General features: G+C 67.8%; 2 protein-coding genes. Both read left to right on the top strand.

Annotated elements, in window-relative coordinates; translation table 11 throughout:
• Positions 1–837: 3'-5' exonuclease (locus tag GPA_RS18755; protein ID WP_167536588.1), on the top strand; the 837-nt coding region annotated here is incomplete at its 5' end.
• Between the two features lie 275 nt (positions 838–1,112).
• On the top strand, positions 1,113–1,691 hold the full coding sequence (locus tag GPA_RS02870; RefSeq protein WP_015538878.1) for a TetR/AcrR family transcriptional regulator: 579 nt from the start codon (positions 1,113–1,115) through the stop codon (positions 1,689–1,691).
• Positions 1,692–1,827 lie beyond the last annotated feature (136 nt).

Raw genomic sequence — 1,827 nt, 5'->3', positions numbered from 1 at the left:
GCCGGCATGCTGCGCGCTAAGGACGCGCTTTCGCTCTACCGCTTCTTCATGGCCGAGCACGGATGGGACGGCGCGCTCGCAATCGGGTCCAAGCGCACGGTGGAGTGGGAGGACGCCGCGCCGCTCGCGCTCCTCCAGGGCGCGTTCTCGGGCTTCGAGCGCTACGACGGCGTCAAGCACCTCGTGGTGGACGAGATGCAGGACCTGACGCCGGTGCAGCATGTGCTCGTGGCGCGCCTGTTCCGCTGCGGCAGGACCGTGCTGGGCGACTGCTGCCAGGTGGTGGACGACGGCAACTCCGCCACGCTCGAGGACGTGGCTCGGGCCTACGGCGCGGCGCGCGTCGTGCGGCTCACGCGCAGCTACCGTTCCACGAGCGAGATCGTGGCGCTCGCGAACCGCGTGAAGCCCGCCGCCGGGCTTGAGGCCGTGGAGCGGCACGGCGAGGAGCCGCGCATCGTCGGCTGCGCGGATACGGCCGAGGTGCTCGCGCGGACGCTCGAAGCCGTCCGCGCCTTTCGCGCGAGCGGCCGCAAGACGCTCGGGATCCTGCACGCTTCCGACGAGCTGGCCGCGCGCTACGCCGAGCTGCTCTCCCGCGACGTGGACGTCCACCTGCTGACCGAGCGCACGGAGACCTTCGAGGAGGGCGTGTCGGTGGCGTCCGTCAAGATGGCGAAGGGCCTCGAGTTCGACGAGGTGGTCGTGCTCGACGCCGACGAGCGCTTCTTCTCCACCGAGCTCGAACGCACCCTCCTCTACGTCGCGGTCACCCGCGCCCTGCACCGACTGACCGTCCTGCACCGGGGAAGGCCGAGCAGGTTCCTCGCGGGGTAGGGCGCCGCGCGCTGCGGACGCTTACGCGGGCTGCCGGCTTTCTCTGCGAAGGCCGTTTTTGCTTCGCTCCATGGCCGCTGCGGTGTTTCACGTGAAACATCCGTGCTAAGACCCCAGATGTTCCACGTGAAACGTCTGTGCACTCCGTTGATGTTCGCTGCCCGGCCCCTTTCTCGCGCATGACACGCGATCTCATATTCCTCGCATTCTCGTCTCGCGTGCTCCTTCCTCGTGCTACTATGTTGAATAATGATTCAATGAAGGATGTTCAACCAATGGTGACGAGGCAGGAGCAGCGGGAGCAGCGGCGCGAGGAGATACTCCGGGCGGCGCTGCGCCTGTTCGTGCGCAAGGGATACGCGGGCACGAAGGTGGGCGACATCGCCGAGGCGGTGGGCATGAGCGCGGGGCTCATGTTCCACTACTTCGATTCGAAGGAAGCGCTGTACGAGGAGCTGATAGGCCTGGGCGTGAGCGGCCCGATGGCGATGATGGGCGAGGGGGCCGAGGGCGGCGCGATCGCGTTTTTCGAGGGGGCCGCCGCGGGGGTCCTGGGCTATCTGCGCGAGGAGCCGTTCATGGCGGACATGTTCGTGCTCATGGGCAACGCGCTCATGGACGAGGCCATACCGCCGCGCGCGAAGGAGCTGCTCGCGGGCTTCGATGTGAACACGCCCACTGCCGAGGTGGTGCGCCGCGGCCAGCGCGAGGGAAGCATCCGCGAGGGCGACCCCGTTGCGCTGTCCGTCGCGTTTTGGGCCGCTATCCAGGGCATCGCCGAAGAGCTGGCCGTGTATCCCGATATGCCGTGCCCGGAGCCGGAATGGATCGTCGACATCGTGAGGAAGAGGTAGGGAATGAACATGCAGCGAACGGATGTTTCATGTGAAACATCGGTGGACGGGTTGCCGAGCATGGCGGGCTCGGCAGGGGCGGCGGGAGCGGGAGCCTCGCCGAAGCGCATCGCCGTCGTGGGGGCCGGCATCGCGG

The sequence above is a fragment of the Gordonibacter pamelaeae 7-10-1-b genome (genome assembly GCF_000210055.1).
In the GTDB taxonomy this organism is placed as follows: domain Bacteria; phylum Actinomycetota; class Coriobacteriia; order Coriobacteriales; family Eggerthellaceae; genus Gordonibacter; species Gordonibacter pamelaeae.
The sequence above is the reverse complement of the archived record's forward strand: the minus strand, read 5'-3'. Positions and strand labels throughout refer to the sequence as shown.